Here is a 17,598-nt window from a genome sequence, read left to right on the forward strand (position 1 = left end):
TCGCCCTCGTCGCTGCTGCACTGGACCCGCCGGATGATCGAGATCCGCAAGCAGAACCCCGCCTTCGGGCTCGGCTCGTACACCGAACTGCAGTCGTCGAATCCCGCGGTGCTCGCCTTCCTGCGTGAGTACGAGGACGACCTGGTGCTCTGCGTCAGCAACTTCGCCCGGTTCGCCCAGCCGACCGAGCTGGACCTGCGCGAGTTCGCGGGCCGGCATCCGGTCGAGCTGTTCGGCGGGGTGCGATTCCCGGCCATCGGAGAACTGCCCTACCTGCTGACCCTCGGGGGCCACGGCTTCTACTGGTTCCGGCTCGTCCGAGTCGCATCTCGTATCGGCCGACGACTGTGAGCGTGCGCCGACGAAAGGAGGCGGCACCATGACGAAGACCGCATCCCTCCTGCCGAGCGACAGTGGCCTCGCCGCGCCCATGTCCTCCCTCGACGGGCTGCTGCGCGAGTGGCTGCCGCGGCAGCGCTGGTTCGCCGGCAAGGACCGGCCCGTCACGGACCTGCGCCTGCTGTCGCTGACGGAACTCTTCCCGGGCTGTCTGCACCTGCTCGTGCACGCCGGTCACGCGGGAGGCCACAGCGGTCTCGCCGGGGTGCCCTCCCCCGGCGGCACCACCCCGCCCGGGGACTGCTACCAGCTGTTCCTGGGCGTCCGGCAGCATCCGTCGCCGCGCCTGGGCCGGGCCCTGATCGGTCAGGCGCAGGAAGGCCCGCTGGCCGGGATGACGGTCTACGACGCCCTCCAGGACCTCCGTTCGGCGCAACTGCTGCTGGAGCGTCTGCGGCATCCGGGCACCGCGGGCCCGCTGCGTTTCGAGGCCGACCCGGCCAAGCCGGTCCCGGCCGGTCTGGTGCCCCGTGTGCTGGAAGCCGAGCAGTCCAACTCCTCTCTGGTGTACGGCGACGAGTTCATCCTGAAGGTCTTCCGGCGGATCCAGCCGGGCGTCAACCCCGACCTGGAGGTGCCGGGCGCGCTGGCCGGGCAGGGCTGCGAGCGGGTGCCGGCGCCGGTGGCCTGGTTCTGCACGGCCCAGCCGCAGGAGGCCACCCTCGGGGTCCTGCAGCCCTTCCTGCGCGACGCCTCCGACGGCTGGACCCTCGCGCTGCACGCGCTCGCCACCGGCAGCGACTTCACGGCCGAGGCCCATGAGCTGGGGCGGGCCACGGCAGAGGTGCATCTGGCGCTGGCCGCGGCCTTCGCCGCCGGCGGGCGGTCCGAGAACGGACGTACCGCGGCGGCGATGACGGAACGCCTCGACGCCGCCGCGCACAGCGTTCCGGCGCTCCGGTCGTTCGCCCCCGGGCTGCGGTCGGCGTTCAGCGCGCTGCTGACGTGCGACGCCGGGCCACCCGCTCAGCGTATCCACGGCGATCTGCATCTGGGGCAGGTGCTGCGGGCGGGCCGCGAGTGGTTCGTGATCGACTTCGAGGGCGAGCCGTCCCGTCCGCTCGCCGAACGGCGCGGTGCGCAGTCCCCGGTCCGGGACATCGCGGGCATGCTGCGCTCCTTCGACTACGCGGCCCGGCAGCGCCGGCCCTGGCGTCCTCAGTGGGCGCGCCGCTGCCGGGAGGCCTACTGTGCGGGCTATGCGGCCCGAGCCGGCTGGGATCCCCGTAAGAAGCACGGCCTGCTGCGTGCTTACGAGACGGACCGAGCGGTGTACGAGGTGCTGTACGAGGCCAGGCACCGCCCGGACTGGCTCCCCGTACCCATGGCGGCGATCGAACGACTCGCCGTGAGAGGAGACTGAAAGCCGTGGCGCTGCGCGACATCTCACCCCCGGGAGCCTCCGGCCCGCTCCCGTCCGTCCGGACGCCGGGCGGGTGCGCTCCTGAGCTGGATCCGGCCGAGCGGGGGCGCCTGCTGGCCGGTGCCCATCACGACCCGCACGCCCTGCTCGGCGCGCATCCCGTGCCCGACGGCATCGCCGTGCGGGCGCTGCGGCCGTTCGCGCGCGCGGTGAGCGTGCTGGCCGGCGGGGAGCGCGTCGCGCTCACCTCGGAGGGCGACGGCCTGTTCTCGGCCGTTCTGCCCTGGCAGACGGTCCCCGAGTACACCTTGCTGGTGGCGTACGGGGAGGACGAGCACGAGGTCCATGACCCGTACCGTTTCCTGCCCGCCCTCGGCGAGCTCGACCTGCATCTGATCAGGGAGGGGCGGCACGAGCAGCTGTGGCAGGCGCTCGGCGCCGAGCCGATGACTCATCAGGGCGTGACCGGCACCCGCTTCACGGTGTGGGCGCCGAACGCGCGCGGGGTGCGGGTCGCGGCAGACTTCTGCCACTGGGACGGGACGGCGTTCCCCATGCGCTCGCTCGGCGCCAGCGGGGTGTGGGAGCTGTTCCTGCCGGGCGTCGGCGAGGGCACCGCGTACAAGTTCGAGATCACCTCGCAGTACGGCCACCGGTTCCTCAAGGCAGACCCGATGGCGCGCCGCACCGAGGTGCCGCCGGACACGGCGTCGATCGTGACCGCCTCGCACTACGAGTGGGGCGACCGGGACTGGATGGCGCACCGCGGGGACACCCCGGTGCACCAGGCCCCCTTGTCGGTCTACGAGGTCCACCTCGCCTCCTGGCGCCCCGGACTGACGTACCGTCAGCTGGCGGAGGAGCTGCCCGCCTACGTCAAGGACCTGGGCTTCACGCACGTCGAGCTGATGCCCGTGGCCGAGCACCCCTTCGGCGGCTCCTGGGGCTACCAGGTCACCGGCTTCTACGCGCCCACCTCCCGGCTCGGCACCCCGGACGACTTCCGGTACTTCGTCGACGCCTGCCACCGGGCCGGTATCGGCGTGATCATGGACTGGGTGCCGGCCCACTTCCCGAAGGACGACTGGGCGCTGGCCCGTTTCGACGGGGACGCGCTGTACGAACCCGGGAACGCGCAGCGGGCCGAGCACCCGGACTGGGGGACGTACGAGTTCGACTTCGGGCGGACCGAGGTGCGCAACTTCCTCGTCGCCAACGCGGTGTACTGGTGCGAGGAGTTCCACATCGACGGCCTGCGCGTCGACGCCGTCGCCTCGATGCTGTACCTCGACTACTCGCGGGACTCCGGCCGGTGGACGCCGAACGCCTTCGGCGGGCGTGAGGACCTGGACGCCGTGCGGTTCCTGCAGGAGATGAACGCGACCGTCTACCGGCGTGCGCCCGGCGTGGTGACGATCGCCGAGGAGTCCACCGCGTGGGGCGGGGTGACCCGGCCGACCGACAGCGGCGGCCTGGGGTTCGGGCTGAAGTGGAACATGGGCTGGATGCACGACTCGCTTCAGTACATGAGCAAGGAGCCGGTCCACCGCAAGTACCACCACCACGAGATGACGTTCTCGATGATCTACGCGTACAGCGAGAACTACGTGCTGCCCATCTCGCACGACGAGGTCGTCCACGGCAAGCAGGCCCTGGTGAGCAAGATGCCCGGCGACTGGTGGCAGCGCCGCGCCAACCACCGCGCCTACCTGGGCTTCATGTGGGCCCACCCCGGCAAGCAGCTGCTGTTCATGGGGCAGGAGTTCGCCCAGGGTGGCGAGTGGTCCCAGGAGCACGGCCCCGAGTGGTGGCTGCTCGACCCCGGCCACTGTGCGGCGGGTGATCACCGGGGGGTCCAGGACCTGGTCCGCGATCTCAACGCCCGCTACCTGGCCACACCGGCGCTCTGGCAGCGCGACACGGACCCCGGCGGCTTCCAGTGGGTGGAGTGCGACGCGGCCGACGACAACGTCTTCGCCTTCATGCGCTACGACGACGAGGGTGTGCCGCTGCTGGCGGTCTCCCACTTCTCCCCCGCCGTCCGGCACGACTACCGGCTCGGGGTCCCGGGCGACATCCCCGCCTGGCGGGAGATCCTCAACACCGACGCGTCGCGGTACGGCGGCAGCGACGTCACCCACCCCGACCCCGTCAAGGCGGAGGCGCAACAGTCGCACGGCCGTCCCGCGAGTATCCGGCTGACCCTGCCGCCGCTGGCCACGGTCTGGCTGCGTCCGGCCTGACGGCGGCCGCTCGCGGCTTTCAGGTGTCCGAGTGGCCTTCCGGGGGCATTCGGAGACGTACGGCGGGTCTCCGCCGTCCTGGAAGGTCGTCGAAAGGCCGCGTGAGGTGCGCACCGTCGGTGTGGAGGAGGAACTCCTCCTGGTGGACCCGGAGAGTGGGGAGCCGCGTGCACGGTCGGCCGCGGTGCTGGCGCGCGCCGCGCACGACCATGCCGAGGGCTTCGTCTTCGAGAAGGAACTCCACGAGCAGATGCTGGAGTTCAACACGCATCCGCAGACGCGGATGTCGGAGCTGAGTGCGGAGATCGTCCGCTGCCGCCGGGAGGCGGCGCGCAACGCCGGGGAGATCGGCTGCTCGGTGGCGGCGCTGGCCACGTCGCCGCTGCCGGTCAAGCCCGCGGTCGGCGCGCACCACCGCTACCAGTGGATGGCGGAGCAGTACGGGATCGCCACGCAGGAGCAACTCGTCCTGGGCTGTCATGTCCATGTGGCCGTGGAGTCCGACGAGGAGGGCGTCGCGGTCGTCGACCGGGTGCGGCCGTGGCTCTCGGTGCTCGCGGCACTGAGCGCCAACTCGCCCTTCTGGCAGGGCAAGGACACCAGTTACAGCAGTTACCGCAGCCGGGTGTGGCAGCGCTGGCCGTCGGCCGGACCGGCCGAGCTGTTCGGCTCGGCCGCGAACTATCGCCGGCGGGTCGCGGACATGATGGCCACCGAGACCCTCCTGGACGAGGGCATGCTCTACTTCGACGCCCGGCTGTCCCGGAACTACCCCACGGTCGAGATCCGGGTGGCGGACGTCTGTCTGCACGCGGACACCGCCGTGCTGGTCGCGACGCTCGCCCGCGGGCTCGTCGAGACGGCCGCGCGCGAGTGGCAGGCCGGCCGGGGCCCGGACGAGCACAGCGTGAGCGTGCTGCGCCTCGCCGCCTGGCGGGCCGCCCGTTCGGGCCTCACGGGGGAACTGCTGCACCCTGCGGCGATGCGGCCCGCGCCCGCCGAGACGGTCGTGCGCGCCCTTTTGGAGCACGTCGGCGACGCGCTCGCGGACAGCGGTGACCTGGACCGCGCCAAGGAGTCCTGCGCGGATCTGCTGCGGCGAGGCAACGGGGCCCGGGTCCAGCGGGAGCTGCTGGAGCGCAGAAGGAGCCTGCGGGACGTCGTCCTGGAGTGCGCGCGGCAGACCCAGAGGTGACGCCCCGCGCCTGGAGTCACGCGGGCTGGTGAGGGTGGCGTCAGGGGAGACCCCCGGGGCCGTCAGAGCATCAGCACCAGGCTGTACACCAGGAAGAAGGCGGCGACCAGCACCACCATGACCAGGATCAGCGTCAGCGGGGCCTTTGCCCAGCCCTTGGTCGGGTTGTGCGTGTCCCGGGGCAGGGCTCCCGGCATGCTGCTCTCCGCGGGCGGCGTCTCCCCGGGGGGTACGCCTCCGCCCGGTTCCAGCCCTGTCGAGCGGTCGGGTTCGGGATCGGGATTGGTGTGACTCATGCCCTCCGAGTCCCCCGAACCCGCCGAGATCATCAAGACGGACGGTCCAGTTCCCGGTTCCCGGCACGAAACGGTCTGACCTGGGCTAGATTCGACCACCGTCGATAACGGTTCTCGTCGGCGAGGTCACAGCCCGTACACGTCAGGAGCAGCGCATGCGCGACTTCGCCCTCGCTCCCCCCGCCGTCCCGCCCCTGACGGGCGGTCTCGCCGACAGCATCTTCGACACGGCGGAGGCGAATCCGACCCTGCCGTTGATCGCGCGCCGCACCGGCCCCTCCTCCACCAGCTGGGAGGAGGTCACGGCGATCGAACTGCGCGACGAGGTCGTCGACCTGGCCAGAGGGCTGGTCGCCTCCGGCATCTCGCCGGGCCACCGCGTGGCGATCATGGCCCGCACCCGGTACGAGTGGACCGTCCTCTGCCACGCCTTGTGGGCGGTGGGCGCGGAGGTCGTGCCGATCTATCCGACGTCGTCGCGCGACCAGGTCGAGTGGATCCTGCGGGACGCGGGCTGCGTGGCCGTGGTCGTCGAGGACGAGCAGGGCGTGATGACCATCGGCCCGGTGTGCGCGCGGCTGCCCGAACTACGGCACGTCTGGCAGCTGGACGCCGGCGCGCTGGAGCAGCTGGCGGCGCGCGGCGCATTCCTGCCGGCGCTCACGGTCGACTCGCTGCGCCGCATCGTGCTGCCCGACTCCACCGCCGTGATCGCCTACACCTCCGGCACGTCGGGACGGCCCCTGGGGTGCGCGCTGAGTCACCGGGGCCTCGCAGCCCCGTGCGACACGTTGCTGGCCGGCTGGGCCCACACGGCGGCGCCGCCCGGCGAGCAGGGCCGGATCCTCGTCTTTCTGCCCTTCTCGCATGTCTACGGCCTGATGATCCAGGGGCTGTGCATCCGCGGCGGGCTGCTGATGGCACACGAGCCGGACCCCGGCGCGGAGTCGCTCGCGGCGGCGCTGCAGTCCTTCCGCCCGACCTACTTGTACGCCGTCCCTTCGCTCCTGGAGAAGATCTACAAGAACTTCCTGCGCGCGGCACAACGGGCGGGCCGTGGTGCCGTGTTCGAGCGCGCCGCGGAGACGGCGCGGGCCTTCGCGGCGGCCACCGAGCGGCAGCGGCTCGGCCGGGGGCCGGGGCCCGGCTTCGAGCTGCGGATGCAACACGCGCTGTACGAGCGGACGGTGTACCGCCGGCTGCGGGCCGCGCTGGGCGGACGGATCTGCCGGGGGACCTCGGGCGGCTCGTCGCTCCACCGCGAACTGTCCCTGTTCTACGAGGGCATCGGCATCTACGTGCACGACGGCTACGGCCTCACCGAGACCAGCGGCGGGGTGACCATGCAGCCGCTGGGGCGGGAGAAGTCCGGGACGGTGGGGCAGCCCCTGCCGGGCATGGAGATCCGCCTCGCCGAGGACGGGGAGATCCTGGTGCGCGGCCCCTCGGTGTTCCAGGGCTACCTCAACGACGAGGGGGCGACACGGGCCGCGCTGTGGGGCGGCTGGCTGGCCACCGGCGATCTGGGGCGCCTGGACTCCGAGGGCTATCTGACGATCACCGGACGCAAGAAGGACGTCATCGTCACCAGCAGCGGCAAGAGTGTCGCCCCGGCCGCGCTGGAACAGCGGCTCCGGATGCATCCGCTGATCCACCAGGCGGTCGTCGTGGGCGACGACCGGCCGTGCGTGGGTGCGCTGATCACCCTGGACCCCGACTTCCTCGCGCACTGGCGGGCGGGGCTGGCGCTGCAGGGCGACGCACCGGCCCGGGAGGCGCGCGAGGAGAACGCGCTGCGCGAGGAGGTCGGGCGGGCGGTGGCGGCGGCCAACAGCGCGGTGTCGCGCCCCGAGTCGATCAGGGTGTTCCGGGTGCTGCCGGAACCGTTCGACGTGACGAACGGGCTGCTGACGCCGTCGATGAAACTGCGGCGGGACGCGATCGTGCGGCACTACGCCGGGGAGATCGACGCCATGTACCAGGCACGCTCGCGCCCGCCCCGGCTCGCCACGCCGGACGAACCGGGCGGCTGGGACGACTCCGACAACGTGTTCCGGTAGGCCTGGTCAGCCGCCGACGTACCAGCTGGATCCGCGTCTCGCGTGCTTCCCGAGTGCCCGTCAATTCCTCCCGCGGTCACCATGGTTGAGTTCTTCGCACCGCCGCCGGGCGTGTGCGGTGACGTATTCTTCGCGGGGAATTTTCCGGTTCTTCGCGGGGACTTTTCCGGTTCTTCGCGGGGACTTTCCGGGACGCGAACATTCCCTTTGCGTCTCCGGGATCGCTTCTGGCTCCCGGAGGGGATCCGGCGGTAGCGCAGGCAAGCGCCCGCTTCGGCGATCCGGGCACTTCCGGCGAGGTGAGACGCGTAGGCCCCATGGGTACGGGAACCCGCAGAGTGCGACCCAAGAGAGCGAAGCGCAGCCTTGCGGACGAGAGGCTGGAAAGGCGACATGGCAACCGAGCCGCGTTGGGACGGAACACTGGCAGGCCAAGGAATCCCGAACCGGACTGCCGGCTTCCCGGGTGAGCCGCAGGACGTGACCGGTGCGCGTCTGGCCGCGGAGGACTTCCTCCGGGCCCTGGCCCGCACCGCACCGCCGGCGACCCCGGAGTCCTGGCACGACATCCTGCTGGTCGTCACGGAGCTGGCCGCGAACGCGGTCCAGTACGCACCCGGCCCTTTCGAGCTGCGGATCAGGCGGACCTTCGACGGGGTGCATGTCACCCTGCACGACACCAGCAGCACGGCACCGGCGCCCCGCCCGTTCCATCCGGACACCGGCGGTGGCGGCATCGGCTGGCATCTGATCCAGACGCTGTGCGACCAGGTGAGCGTCGTCAGCGACGATCGGGGCAAGGACGTCCACGTCTTCCTGCCCTGGTGAGGCGGGTCAGCCGGACGCCTGGTCCGGTACGGCCCGCAGGGGTACCAGCACGCGGACGGTCTTGCCGCCCCCTGGACGGGGCTCGACGGCGATGTCCCGGGCCAGCCGGATGATCAGCGGCCAGCCGTACCCGCTGCCGTGGTGGCCGCCCGGCAGGTCGCCGGAGCCGAAGGCCGCGGCGGGGACGGCCTCGCTGTGGTCATGGACGGCCAGGCGCACGCCGTCCGGCGTCGGCACCGCCTCGAAGCCGGCCAGCCCGCCACCGTGCCGAATGGCGTTGCTGACCAGCTCCGAGACGACCAGTTGCAGATCGATGACGTCCCGCTCGTGCGCCGTGCGGGACGCCGAGTTCCACTCGTCGAGGACCACCGACAGGGCATGCGCCCGCGCCTCGGCCGCGGTGCGCACCGGGCCCGCCCGACGTGTGCGGCCGGGCGCAAGGTGTCCGGCGCGGACAGGGGCTGCGACGTCGGTCTTGTCCATGCGATGTCGTCTTCCTCGGCTCTGCGCCCACTGCGGGGACTGTCGGTTGAGGTCAGGTGGTGGTCGGCTCGCGCGGCGGCAGGTTGCCGTAGTAGTCACCCACCGTCGCCAGATAACGCGGGTCGAGCGTTTCGCTGTCGGTGCGGAAGCGCGGGGCCTCCTTGACCTCCGCGCGGGTGCAGGCCAGCGAGATCTGGCGGTGCTCGGTGTCGATGCCCGTGATCAGGCCCACCGGAACCAGGACACTCCTGCCGAACACCCAGACGCCCGTGTCGACCACCAGATGCCGCATGCCGTGCGGGTCCGCCAGCCGGTCCACGTGTCCGAGCGTGCCGTCCGTGGCGTCGACGGTGAACCCCGTCAGGTCCCGCTCCGCGACCTGGCCGGTGCCCGGTGCGTACGACCAGATTCTGTCGATGGTCACGCCGATGATTCCTCCTCCTTCGCGCATGTGCTCCACAGCTCCCAACTACCCCCGGTCCCTGTCGGCATTCGGCGGGTGGCGGACTGCATGAGAAGCCGCCGCGGGGGTACGCGCGCCTCGCGTCGACCGACGTGATGATCGACGTAGTTGATCGACTCAGGGGCGTGCACCGAGTGCGCCGAGCTGGGAGACCAGCCCTGGCCGTCAGCCTTGTTGGAGGTACTCGTGACAATTGCCCACAACCCGCTGTCCGTCGAGGTCACGCTGCCGCGGGAGGACGTCGCCCTGGTGCGGGTCGAAGGCTATCTGGACGTCGACACCGCGACCGAGTTCCAGCATCACCTGGCGAACCAGTTGCATCACGGCCGGCGTCATTTCGTCCTCGATGTGTCCGAGGTGCCGTTCATGGACTCGTCCGGCATGAACATCATCCTGCGCATCTATCAGGAGACCCGCCGCAGCGGCGGCAGCGTCCACATCCTCTCGCCCACGCCTCCCGTGCAGCGGGTCCTGGACCTCACCGGCGTGAGCATCACGGTGCCGGTGTCCAAGAACGCCGACGAGGCGCTGTCGCTGATCGACGCGCAGGAGTCCTCGGAGCCGGAGGGGTGAGGCGGCGGGCCTGAGCGCCGGTTCGGCGGGGCCGCCCTCCCTTCCGGCCGGCACGTGCGGATCGCGGGCCCGGCGTGGCCGCCGTGGTCCGCCCGTTCGTCTGCCTGCCGCACCCGACTGGCGCAGCGGCCACGGGCACGGTGGGATCGGTGCAGGTGCAGGTGCGAAGCCGCGATCCAGGGGCACGCGCATGGCGTCGAGGCAGACCGCCCGGAACCGCGGAAGGGATGGACATCGTGACACGACCCAGGATCCTGGTGGTGGGCGCGGGCTTCGCGGGAGTGGAGTGTGTACGGCGCCTGGAGCGCCGGCTCTCCCCCGACGAGGCCGCGGTCACCCTGGTGACGCCGTTCGCCTACCAGCTCTATCTGCCGCTGCTCCCCCAGGTCGCCTCCGGCGTGCTGACGCCCCAGTCGATCGCGCTGTCCCTGCGCCGCAGCCGCCGCTATCGCACCCGGATCATCCCGGGCGGAGCGATCGGTGTGGACCTGAGGTCCAAGGTCTGCGTGATCCGCACGATCACCGACGAGATCGTCAACGTGCCCTACGACTACATCGTGCTGGCACCGGGCAGCGTCACGCGGACCTTCGACATCCCGGGGCTGGTCGACAACGCCTTCGGGATGAAGACGCTTGCGGAGGCCGCCTACCTCCGTGACCACGTCATCTCGCAGCTGGACCTCGCCGACGCCAGTCACGATCCGGCCGAGCGCGCCGCACGGCTTCAGTTCGTCGTGGTGGGCGGCGGCTACGCCGGCACCGAGACGGCGGCCTGTCTGCAGCGTCTGACGCGCAACGCGGTCAAGCGGTACCCCCGGCTGGACCCGCGCCTGATCAGGTGGCATCTGATCGACATCGCTCCCAAGCTGATGCCCGAGCTGGGCGAGAAGCTCGGCCGCAGCGCCCAGGAGGTGCTGCGCAGGCGCGGGATCGAGATCTCGCTCGGTGTCTCGATCGAGAAGGCGGGCCCGCACGAGGTGACCTTCACGGACGGCCGGGTGGTGCCCACGCGCACGCTGATCTGGACGGCGGGCGTCGTCGCCAGTCCGCTCATCGCCACGCTGGGCGCCGAGACCGTGCGGGGGCGGCTCGCGGTCACCGCGGAGATGAGCCTGCCGGGCCACGACGGGGTGTTCGCGCTGGGCGACGCGGCGGCGGTGCCCGACGAGGCGAAGGACGAGAAGGGGGCGGTCTGCCCGCCGACCGCCCAGCACGCGATGCGGCAGGGCAAGAAGGTCGCCGACAACGTCATCGCGACGCTGCGGAACCAGCCGATGCAGCCGTACGTGCACAAGGACCTCGGCCTGGTCGTCGACCTCGGCGGGCGCGACGCGGTCTCCAAGCCCCTGGGTATCGAGCTGCGCGGCCTGCCCGCCCAGGCGGTCGCCCGCGGCTACCACTGGTCGGCGCTGCGCACCAACGTCGCCAAGACCCGCGTCATGACCAACTGGCTGCTCAACGCGGCCGCCGGTGACGACTTCGTGCGCACCGGCTTCCAGGCCCGCCGCCCGGTCAGGCTGACGGATTCCGAGTACACGCACTCGTATCTGTCTCCGGAGCAGGTCCGTGCGCAGGTGGAGGGACCCGCGGCACAGAGCTGAGGTGACCCGGCGGGCCCGTACCCGCGTGCCGAGGGGCATGCGGGTACGGGCCCGCCGCCTGGGAGCGGGCCGCCGGCCGGATGTGGTGAGGAGTACGGGACGGTTGCCGGCACCGGCCGCGACGCGCCACCCTTCCGGCCCGGGCCCCGCGTCGCTGCGGGGCCCGGGCCGGGTGGCTGCCGGGGTCAGGGGGCGGTGGGGCCGGGCGGGGACGGGCGGGTGCCGAGGGCCTCGTCGCGGACCCGTGCGCAGCTACGGCTGATGAGGCGGGAGACGTGCATCTGCGAGATGCCGAGCCGGTCGGCGATGCGGCTCTGCGTCATGTCCTCGAAGAAGCGCATGTAGAGGATGGCCCGCTCACGTTCCGGCAGATTGCGCAGGCTCTGCTTGGCGGACTCCCGGTCGACCACCACGTCGTACGAGCCGTCCGGCGCGCCCAGGGTGTCCGCGAGGCTGTAGCCCTCGTCGTCGGAGGTGAGCTCGGCGTCCAGGGAGAGGGTGCTGAAGCTCTCCAGCGCCTCCACGCCGGTGGCGACCTCCTCCTCCGTGAGCCCGGTGTGCGCGGCGATCTCCGCGACGGTGGGCTCCGGCGCGCCCGGACTCTGATTCAGCTCCCGGCGGGCGAGCCGGACCTTGTTGCGCAGTTCCTGCACACGCCGCGGCACGCGCAGCGCCCACATCCGGTCCCGGAAGTGCCGCTTGACCTCTCCGGTGATGGTGGGCACGGCGTAACTCTCGAAGGCTCCACGGGAAGGGTCGTACCGGTCGATCGCCTTGACCAACCCCAGCGCCGCCACCTGCTTGAGGTCCTCCAGGGATTCGCCCCGGTCACGGAACCGGCCGGCGATGCGGTGGGCCATGGGCAGCCAGGCGGTGACGAGTTCGTCCCGCAGGGCGTCCCTCTCGGGCCCGTCCTGGAGCGTGTGCAGGCGGGCGAAGAGTTCGGCGGTCGCGGGAGCGTCGTCGTGGCGCCGCCGGGCTTGGGCGGGCACCGTGGAGGAGTCGGGCGTGCCGGGACGGCTTGTCGACATGTCGATGAGCATGCGGAATCGCTCCTGAACGGTCTTTTCAGGGACTTCAGGGACTGTCCGCGGGAAGGGTGCCGGCCCCGATCACCCGGAGGCCCCGGAGCGCGTACCGCTCCCCGCTGGCGCGCCTCCGGTCCGAAGCACGAAAATGCGTCTGCCCTGGCGCCGGAGGAACAAACTCCGGGCATCCGAAGGTCTCTCAGAAAACGGGTACCGCCGCGGTGATGCGCTTGCCGCCGGTGGGCAGATCAGCCACCCGGACCTCGCACGCCAGCCGGCAGACGATCGGCCAGCCGCGCCCGCCGACCCGGCGTCGCCCCTGCTCGTCCACCGGCGCCACGGCCACCGGCAGCCGGTCGCTGCGGTCGCTCACCGAGACCCGCACCTCGTGGCCGACGACGTCGACGTCGACGCCGGTGACGCCACCGCCGTGCAGGATGGCGTTGGTCGTCAGCTCCGATGCCACGAGGAGGGCGTCCGAGAGCCCTCCCTCGTCGCACGGGGTACCGGTGTCCCGGCACCGGCAGGCCACCGCGTGCCGTATCGCCCGGCGCACATCGGCCGGTCGGCGCATCCCACTTCGGCAGGCCCGGGCCTGGTCGGCCGGTTCACCTGCGGGCTCGGTCCACTCCTGCGCGCTCACTTCTCAGCTCCCTGACTGATCGACTGGTAGAGCAACCACTGAGTCGAAAGAACGGGTCTGTCCGGCGCTGCCCTCATGAGTCGGCTCACCTGCCTGGGGCACACCAAACCCGCCTCCCGGCCATTGATGCCGGACACCGGGGTAGGTGGAATACATGACCGATGTCGTGGACTCAGACGAGCTGTTGCGGCGTATCCAGCGCGGCAGGGCCTGCGCGGAGCAGGAGGAACGCGCCTGGCGCGAGCGCAGCGAGGCCCTGGAACCGACCGATCCGGCCGGAGCCCGCGAGGCTGCGGTCCGGCGGCTGACCTACGAGGCGGTGCTCAGGGTGCTGGACGAGATCCTGACCCCCGGCCGGCACGCCGAGGTGGGCTGACCGGGCTGCCGGATCGGCGCCCGGGTGCCGGGAACCCGGCGCCCATGTCCGTGGATCACTCCCGAGCACCTGTGCCGGCGGCCCTCGCCGGGTACCCGCCGCTCGGGGCAGTTCGTCGTTCACCCGCCCCGAACCGCGAGTACCCGCCCGACGCCGCACGGGGGTTGCGCGGCCGGCTGCGCGAGCACGGGGGGATCTGGCCCGGGGCGCGGGGCGAGGACGTGAAACGAGTCACGTGACCCCCTTAGGGGTGAGTAACCTGGCGCGAGATGGTTTATCGTTCATACATAAGGGGTGACGGGGTCGACGACCTCCTCCTCCGTCACCATCCTTTACGGCCCTGGCTGGCTTCCCCCGTCCAGCCAGGGCTTTTCCATGCGCCGAGGTGCCCGGTGGGCCCGCAGCCGCTGAAATGGGCATAGGTACCGCACCGGGTCCGTTCCGCCGGCGAGGAGCTTTGCGCCATGACCAAAGCGACGAAACTGCTGACCGCCCTGCCCCCGCCACAGCGACAGCGCCTGATGACGCTCGCACGGGAGGTGTCATTCCCCGAGGACTCCCGGATCTTCGAGGCGGGGGGCGCGGCCGACCGATTCTGGGTGATCCGCTCCGGCGCGGTCTCCCTCGACCAGCAGGTGACATCCACGCAGCGGGTGACCGTCGCCAGCCTCGGCGCCGGCGACCTGCTGGGCTGGTCCTGGCTGTTCCCGCCGCACCGGTGGGACTTCGGCGCGGAGGCCTTCAGCCCGGTACGCGCCTACGAGTTCGAGGCCCAGCCGGTGCTGGAGCTGTGCGAGCAGGATCCGCAGCTCGGCATGTCCCTGGTCCGCATCGTCGCCGAGATCCTGGCGCACCGGCTGGAGACGACCCGCGGCCAGCTGATGGAGCAGTACACGATGCGCCGGCGGAGCGGCATCTAGAGCCGGGGCCCGCGCCTCACACGCGATAGCGCCGCAGGTCCGGCATCGCGGCGGCCAGGGCCAGCATCACGGCGACCACCAGCAGGCCGCCGCCCACGACGGCCGCGCGGGCGCCGAAGGCCGCACCGGCGGTGCCGTGCAGGACGTCGGCGAGACGTGGGCCGCCCGCGACCACGACCGTGAAGACCCCCTGCATCCGGCCGCGCATCTCGTCCGTCGCGGCGGACAGCAGGATCGCACCGCGGAACACCATCGAGACCATGTCGGCGACGCCGGCGGCGACCAGGAAGGCCACCGCGACCCACAGGCTGGTGCTCAGCCCGAACCCGGTGACGGCCAGGCCCCAGGCGACGACCGCGCCGATCACCATCCAGCCGTGCCGCCGGGCCCGCGAGAAGGCTCCGGAGAACAGTCCGCCCGCCACCGCGCCGATCGGGATCGCCGCGAACAGCAGGCCGAGGGCGAGACCCTCGCCGTAGGGGGCGAACGTCTCGGCGGCGAGCTGCGGGAACAGGGCTCGGGGCATGCCGAGCACCATGGCGACGATGTCGGCGAGGAAGGACAGCAGCAGCACCTTGTGCAGCGCGATGTAGCGGAAGCCCGCCGCGATCTCCCGCACCCCGGCACGCCGCGCCGCCGTGGCCGCGAGCGGCGGCAGCGAGGGCAGCCGCAGCACCGCCCAGACGGCGGCGCACAGGGCGAGGGCGTCCAGGAGGTACAGCTCGGGCAGGCCGATGACGGGGATGAGGGCGCCGGCGAGCAGCGGCCCGGCGACCAGGCCGGTCTGCATGACCGTCGAGCCGAGGGCATTGGCGGCGGCCAGTTCGTGCTCGGGGACGAGCCGGGCGACGGAGGCGCTGCGGGCCGGTGCGTTCAGGCCGAAGAAGGCCTGCTGGGCGGCGAGCAGGACCATCAGAAGGGCCACGGAGTCGAGGCCGGTCGCGGCCTGGACCCAGAACAGCACGGAGGTGACGGCGATGCCGCTGTTGGTGAGCAGGAGCAGCTTGCGGCGGTCCATGCTGTCGGCGACCGCCCCGCCCCACAGCGCGAACACCACCAGCGGGAGCAGACCTGCCAGGCTCGCGTAGCCGACCCAGGCGGAGGAGCCGGTGATGTCGTAGATCTGCTTGGGCACGGCGACCGCGGTCAGCTGGCTGCCGACGGCCGTGACGACGGTCGAGGCCCACAGCCTGCGATAGGCGGGGCGTCGCAGGGGGCGGGTGTCCATCGCCCAGCGCCGCCAGCCGCGGCGGGGCGGCTCTGCGGGGGCGGGATCGTCTGCGGGGTGCTCCGTGCTGCTCTCGCTGGTGTCCACGCGCTTTCCGGTTGCTCGTTACATCTTTCGAATCCGGGGATCACTATCCCAGGCCGGTGGGAGCGCTCTCGTCCCGCCCCCACGACGAGCGCGAACCTCTCGGGACCGCGGCCTCTGGCGGCGGGCTCAGCTGCCGACGAGGAGCGTGACCCCGAGGACGACCATGGTCGTCGCGACCAGCCCGTCCAGCACCCGCCAGGCCGCCGGCTTCGCGAGCCGGCGACCGACCAGCCGTGCCCCGAAGCCCAGCGCGGCGAACCAGCACAGGCTGGCGGAGGCGGCGCCGATCCCGAACGTCCAGCGCAGCGGCCCCTGATCGGCGGCGATCGAGCCCAGCAGGAAGACGGTGTCGAGGTAGACGTGCGGGTTGAGCCAGGTCATCGCCAGGCAGGTGAGCACCGCCCGCCGGCGCGAGCCGGCCGTGTCACCCTCCGTGCGCAGGGCCCCCTGGGGTCTGACGACCCGGCGGGCGGCCAGGACGCCGTAGCAGATCAGGAACGCGCCGCCGATCCAGCCCACCGCCGTCAGCGCGCCCGGCCACGCCGTCACCACCGCGCCGACCCCGCCGACCCCGAGGGCGATCAGGGCGGCGTCGGAGAGCGCGCAGATGCCGACCACGGCGAGGACGGCCTCGCGGCGGACCCCCTGACGCAGCACGAAGGCGTTCTGGGCGCCGATGGCGACGATGAGCGAGAGGCCGGTGCCGAATCCGGCGGCCGCGGCGGACAGAGCTGGGGACATGCCCTCGACGCTACGGCGACGATCACTGGCGGTACAGCTGAAGTTTCTTACGTATCCTTAGCGCAGCTAATGACGATCGGGCTGTGTGCGAGGAAGCGGGCGGTGATGACGGAGCTTCCGGTCGACCAGGTGCAAACCCTGCTGGCGGTCGTCGACGAGGGCACCTTCGAGGCGGCCGCCGCCGCGTTGCACGTGACACCGTCGGCCGTCAGTCAGCGCGTGAAGGCGCTGGAGCGGCGCACGGGCCGGGTTCTGCTGAGGCGCACGAAGCCGGTACGCCCCACGGAGTCCGGCGAGATCGTGGTCCGGCTCGCGCGGCAGCTGGGCCGGCTGGAGCGGGACGCGCGCGCCGAACTCGGCATGAGCGGTACCGCGGAGGCGACCCGGGTGTCCGTCGCGGTGAACTCCGACTCGCTCGCGACCTGGTTCCTTCCGGCGCTCAGCCGTGTCCCCGAGGAGCTGCGGCTCTGCTTCGAGCTGCGCCGCGAGGACCAGGACCACACGGCGGCCCTGCTGCGCGAGGGCCTGGTGATGGCCGCGGTGACCTCGTCCTCCCTGCCCGTGACGGGCTGCTCGGTGCGTGCGCTCGGCGTCATGCGGTACGTCGCAGCGGCGCGCCCCGACTTCGCCGCACGGCATCTGGACGGGCCGCTGCGCGAGCGGCTCCCCAACGCGCCGGTCGTGGTCTTCGACCGCCGGGACGACCTCCAGGACGCGTTCGTCCGCCGGCTCCGGCGCGGCGGCGGCGCGAGCACGGTACGGCACTTCGTGCCCACCTCGGACGGCTTCGTCGAGGCGGTGGCGGCCGGCCTCGGCTGGGGCCTGGTTCCGGAGGTCCAGGCGGAACCGCTGCTGGCCGCGGGCCGCCTGGTCCACCTGGCGCCCGGCCGGGCGGTGGACGTGCCGCTGTACTGGCAGCAGTGGAAGCTGGACTCCCCCGCGCTGGCCGCGGTGGCTCAGGCAGTGACGGCGACGGCCGCGCAGGCGCTGCGTACGCAGTGACCGGGGCCCCGGCGGCCTGCGCCGGCCGCCCCGCGCACCGGAACCCCGCCCGCCCCGTGCGGCGCCTTG

The 17,598-nt window shown here is 72.1% G+C and carries 18 protein-coding genes; 11 read left to right on the forward strand and 7 right to left on the reverse strand.

Features of this window, described 5'->3' with window-relative positions; all coding sequences use genetic code 11:
* The 4 genes from ACGF8A_RS22960 to ACGF8A_RS22975 form a co-directional block, all read left to right on the forward strand.
* On the forward strand, window positions 1-351 hold a 351-nt coding region (locus ACGF8A_RS22960), incomplete at its 5' end, for an alpha-glucosidase C-terminal domain-containing protein (RefSeq protein ID WP_393111017.1).
* A 28-nt stretch (window positions 352-379) separates the two neighbouring features.
* Complete coding sequence (locus tag ACGF8A_RS22965) at window positions 380-1,762, forward strand: maltokinase (protein ID WP_393111019.1); 1,383 nt, start codon at window positions 380-382, stop codon at window positions 1,760-1,762.
* A gap of 5 nt (window positions 1,763-1,767) precedes the next feature.
* Window positions 1,768-4,005 carry a 1,4-alpha-glucan branching enzyme gene (gene glgB, locus ACGF8A_RS22970; RefSeq protein ID WP_393111021.1) on the forward strand — a complete coding sequence of 746 codons (2,238 nt, stop codon included), beginning with the start codon at window positions 1,768-1,770 and terminating at the stop codon, window positions 4,003-4,005.
* 106 nt (window positions 4,006-4,111) lie between these two features.
* A complete protein-coding gene (locus tag ACGF8A_RS22975) occupies window positions 4,112-5,200 on the forward strand; it encodes a glutamate--cysteine ligase (protein WP_393111023.1) in 1,089 nt (362 codons plus the stop codon).
* 62 nt (window positions 5,201-5,262) lie between these two features.
* On the opposite strand, the gene ACGF8A_RS22980 is transcribed toward ACGF8A_RS22975, so the two are convergent.
* Window positions 5,263-5,496, reverse strand: coding sequence for a DUF6480 family protein (locus ACGF8A_RS22980; RefSeq protein ID WP_393111025.1), 234 nt, complete (start codon window positions 5,494-5,496; stop codon window positions 5,263-5,265).
* A gap of 155 nt (window positions 5,497-5,651) precedes the next feature.
* Here ACGF8A_RS22980 and ACGF8A_RS22985 point away from each other — a divergent pair, with 155 nt between their 5' ends.
* Both ACGF8A_RS22985 and ACGF8A_RS22990 read left to right on the forward strand, forming a co-directional pair.
* Entirely contained in the window at window positions 5,652-7,556 is a 1,905-nt protein-coding gene (locus ACGF8A_RS22985) for an AMP-dependent synthetase/ligase (RefSeq protein WP_393111027.1), read from the forward strand.
* 393 nt (window positions 7,557-7,949) lie between these two features.
* A complete protein-coding gene (locus tag ACGF8A_RS22990; protein ID WP_393111029.1) occupies window positions 7,950-8,384 on the forward strand; it encodes an ATP-binding protein in 435 nt (144 codons plus the stop codon).
* Between the two features lie 6 nt (window positions 8,385-8,390).
* On the opposite strand, the gene ACGF8A_RS22995 is transcribed toward ACGF8A_RS22990, so the two are convergent.
* Window positions 8,391-8,867: an ATP-binding protein gene (locus tag ACGF8A_RS22995; protein ID WP_393111031.1), complete on the reverse strand. Its 477-nt coding sequence runs from the start codon at window positions 8,865-8,867 to the stop codon at window positions 8,391-8,393.
* 52 nt (window positions 8,868-8,919) lie between these two features.
* The gene (locus ACGF8A_RS23000) at window positions 8,920-9,291 is read right to left on the reverse strand and encodes a PRC-barrel domain containing protein (protein ID WP_393111033.1); all 372 of its coding nucleotides are present in this window, start codon (window positions 9,289-9,291) and stop codon (window positions 8,920-8,922) included.
* Window positions 9,292-9,516: 225 nt separating this feature from the next.
* Here ACGF8A_RS23000 and ACGF8A_RS23005 point away from each other — a divergent pair, with 225 nt between their 5' ends.
* Window positions 9,517-9,903, forward strand: coding sequence for an STAS domain-containing protein (locus tag ACGF8A_RS23005; protein WP_393111035.1), 387 nt, complete (start codon window positions 9,517-9,519; stop codon window positions 9,901-9,903).
* A 227-nt stretch (window positions 9,904-10,130) separates the two neighbouring features.
* Entirely contained in the window at window positions 10,131-11,504 is a 1,374-nt protein-coding gene (locus ACGF8A_RS23010; protein ID WP_393111037.1) for an NAD(P)/FAD-dependent oxidoreductase, read from the forward strand.
* Window positions 11,505-11,689: 185 nt separating this feature from the next.
* Here the strand turns inward: ACGF8A_RS23010 and ACGF8A_RS23015 are convergent, their stop codons facing one another.
* Both ACGF8A_RS23015 and ACGF8A_RS23020 read right to left on the reverse strand, forming a co-directional pair.
* Window positions 11,690-12,547, reverse strand: a complete 858-nt coding sequence (locus ACGF8A_RS23015; protein ID WP_393111039.1) for a SigB/SigF/SigG family RNA polymerase sigma factor — start codon at window positions 12,545-12,547, stop codon at window positions 11,690-11,692.
* Window positions 12,548-12,731: 184 nt separating this feature from the next.
* Window positions 12,732-13,106 (reverse strand): ATP-binding protein, encoded by a 375-nt coding sequence (locus tag ACGF8A_RS23020; RefSeq protein ID WP_393111271.1) that lies wholly within the window; start codon window positions 13,104-13,106, stop codon window positions 12,732-12,734.
* 223 nt (window positions 13,107-13,329) lie between these two features.
* Here ACGF8A_RS23020 and ACGF8A_RS23025 point away from each other — a divergent pair, with 223 nt between their 5' ends.
* Both ACGF8A_RS23025 and ACGF8A_RS23030 read left to right on the forward strand, forming a co-directional pair.
* Window positions 13,330-13,551, forward strand: coding sequence for a hypothetical protein (locus tag ACGF8A_RS23025; RefSeq protein ID WP_393111041.1), 222 nt, complete (start codon window positions 13,330-13,332; stop codon window positions 13,549-13,551).
* Window positions 13,552-14,015: 464 nt separating this feature from the next.
* Window positions 14,016-14,471 (forward strand): cyclic nucleotide-binding domain-containing protein, encoded by a 456-nt coding sequence (locus ACGF8A_RS23030; protein WP_393111043.1) that lies wholly within the window; start codon window positions 14,016-14,018, stop codon window positions 14,469-14,471.
* 16 nt (window positions 14,472-14,487) lie between these two features.
* Here the strand turns inward: ACGF8A_RS23030 and ACGF8A_RS23035 are convergent, their stop codons facing one another.
* Window positions 14,488-15,786, reverse strand: a complete 1,299-nt coding sequence (locus ACGF8A_RS23035) for an MFS transporter (protein ID WP_393111045.1) — start codon at window positions 15,784-15,786, stop codon at window positions 14,488-14,490.
* Window positions 15,787-15,912: 126 nt separating this feature from the next.
* Window positions 15,913-16,527 (reverse strand): LysE/ArgO family amino acid transporter, encoded by a 615-nt coding sequence (locus ACGF8A_RS23040; protein ID WP_393111047.1) that lies wholly within the window; start codon window positions 16,525-16,527, stop codon window positions 15,913-15,915.
* 105 nt (window positions 16,528-16,632) lie between these two features.
* Between ACGF8A_RS23040 and ACGF8A_RS23045 the strand changes: the two genes are divergently transcribed.
* Window positions 16,633-17,529 (forward strand): LysR family transcriptional regulator ArgP, encoded by an 897-nt coding sequence (locus ACGF8A_RS23045; protein ID WP_393111049.1) that lies wholly within the window; start codon window positions 16,633-16,635, stop codon window positions 17,527-17,529.
* Window positions 17,530-17,598: the final 69 nt, after the last annotated feature.

Origin of the sequence: Streptomyces sp. NPDC047706, from assembly GCF_043204795.1 — a bacterium.
GTDB lineage: Bacteria > Actinomycetota > Actinomycetes > Streptomycetales > Streptomycetaceae > Streptomyces.

Coding starts and splice junctions, on each gene's coding strand:
- ACGF8A_RS22965 (WP_393111019.1), top strand. CDS start 380: ATGACGAAGACCGCATCCCTCCTGCCGAGCGACAGTGGCCTCGCCGCG.
- ACGF8A_RS23025 (WP_393111041.1), top strand. CDS start 13,330: ATGACCGATGTCGTGGACTCAGACGAGCTGTTGCGGCGTATCCAGCGC.
- ACGF8A_RS23015 (WP_393111039.1), bottom strand. CDS start 12,547: ATGCTCATCGACATGTCGACAAGCCGTCCCGGCACGCCCGACTCCTCC.
- ACGF8A_RS22985 (WP_393111027.1), top strand. CDS start 5,652: ATGCGCGACTTCGCCCTCGCTCCCCCCGCCGTCCCGCCCCTGACGGGC.
- ACGF8A_RS22980 (WP_393111025.1), bottom strand. CDS start 5,496: ATGAGTCACACCAATCCCGATCCCGAACCCGACCGCTCGACAGGGCTG.
- ACGF8A_RS22995 (WP_393111031.1), bottom strand. CDS start 8,867: ATGGACAAGACCGACGTCGCAGCCCCTGTCCGCGCCGGACACCTTGCG.
- ACGF8A_RS23010 (WP_393111037.1), top strand. CDS start 10,131: ATGGACATCGTGACACGACCCAGGATCCTGGTGGTGGGCGCGGGCTTC.
- ACGF8A_RS22990 (WP_393111029.1), top strand. CDS start 7,950: ATGGCAACCGAGCCGCGTTGGGACGGAACACTGGCAGGCCAAGGAATC.
- ACGF8A_RS23020 (WP_393111271.1), bottom strand. CDS start 13,106: ATGCGCCGACCGGCCGATGTGCGCCGGGCGATACGGCACGCGGTGGCC.
- ACGF8A_RS23030 (WP_393111043.1), top strand. CDS start 14,016: ATGACCAAAGCGACGAAACTGCTGACCGCCCTGCCCCCGCCACAGCGA.
- ACGF8A_RS23045 (WP_393111049.1), top strand. CDS start 16,633: ATGACGGAGCTTCCGGTCGACCAGGTGCAAACCCTGCTGGCGGTCGTC.
- ACGF8A_RS23040 (WP_393111047.1), bottom strand. CDS start 16,527: ATGTCCCCAGCTCTGTCCGCCGCGGCCGCCGGATTCGGCACCGGCCTC.